This is a genomic window from Streptomyces sp. W16 (assembly GCF_033194735.1).
Classification (GTDB): domain Bacteria; phylum Actinomycetota; class Actinomycetes; order Streptomycetales; family Streptomycetaceae; genus Streptomyces.
Genome location: NZ_JAWOAI010001073.1, coordinates 1 through 1,403 on the forward strand (window position 1 = coordinate 1; position 1,403 = coordinate 1,403).

The window sequence follows — 1,403 nt, forward strand, 5'->3', positions numbered from 1 at the left end:
GGAGCGCCACGTCGAGCTCGCGTCCGATGCGGCCGACGACCGTGCCGAGGCGGATCGAGTTCCCGCCGAGGGCGAAGAAGTCGTCGGCGGCGGCGATCGAGTGGGCCGGCACGTCCAGTACGTCCGCCCACAGTGCGGCGAGCCGGGCCTGTCCGGGCGTCTGCGCGGCGGGTTCGCGGGCCGGGGCGGCCGACGGGACCGGCAGGGTGCGCCAGTCGACCTTGCCGGTGGGTCCCAGGGGCAGCCGGTCCACGAGGACCACGTGCCGCGGGTGCATGAAGGCGGGCAGGAGGCCGCGCAGCCCGCTGCGGACGGCGGCCTCGTCGAGGCCGGGCGCCACCACGTGGGCGATCAGGTGCTTGTCCTCGGTGGGGCCGCCGACGGCCCTGGTGTACGCGTCGAGGACGCCGGGGAGAGCGACGAACGCGGCGTTGACCTCGGCGACGTCGACCAGGTTGCCGGAGATCTTCACCTGGCCGTCCCCGCGACCGTGGAAGTGCAGCAGGCCCCGCTCGTCCATGCGGACGCGGTCGCCGGTGCGGTAGTGCCTGACCCCGTCGCGCAGCACGAACCGCTGCCCGGTCAGGTCGGGCCGCCCCAGGTAGCCGCGGGCCAGGCCGTCGCCCGCCGCCCACAGTTCACCGACGGTGCCGGGCGGTACCGGGCGGCCCCGCTCGTCACGGACGCTGACCGTCGTACCGCGGAGGGGACGCCCGATCGGGATCGGGCCCTCGTGCGGGCGGTCGAGGGTGTGCACGGTGGTGAACGTCGTGTTCTCCGTGGGCCCGTAACCGTTGTGGACCCGCAGGCCGGGGTTGCGGACGAGGACGCGGTTGACGTGGTCCGGGGACACGACGTCGCCGCCGGTCAGCAGGTCGGTGAGCGGAGCGAAGATCTCCGGGTCCTCGTCCGCCAGTTGGTGGAACAGCGGTGCGGTGAGCCAGCAGGTGGTCACGCCGTGGGCGCGCAGCGCCCGTCCGAAGAGGGCCGGTACGACCGCCGTGCGGGTGTCGATCACGCAGAGGCTGCCGCCGTTCAGCAGCGGGCCCCAGATCTCCAGGGTCGAGGCGTCGAACTCCAGGGCCGCGCAGTGCGCGAACCTGCGGTCGGGAGAGAAGTCGAGGTAGTCGGTGTCCTTGACGAGGCGTACGACTCCGCGGTGCTCGACCATCACGCCCTTGGGCGTCCCGGTGCTGCCGGAGGTGAACATGATGTACGCCAGCGGGGAGCGGCCCGGGTCGACCGGCGGCGGAGCGAAGGCGAAGGGGTCGTCCGACGGCAGGGCGATGTCGGAGAGTTCGTGGGCCGTGGTGCACGGGGGGATTTCCGCGAGAGCCCGGCCCGCGCCGTCCGCGCACAGCAGCAGGGGTGGCCGGCCGGCCTCCAGGATCCGCGCGACACGG

1 protein-coding gene is annotated in these 1,403 nt (G+C 73.8%); it reads right to left on the minus strand.

Features of this window, described 5'->3' with window-relative positions; all coding sequences use genetic code 11:
• The coding region (locus R6V09_RS53180) for a non-ribosomal peptide synthetase (protein ID WP_317888561.1) at positions 1-1,403 on the minus strand (1,403 nt) is incomplete at both ends.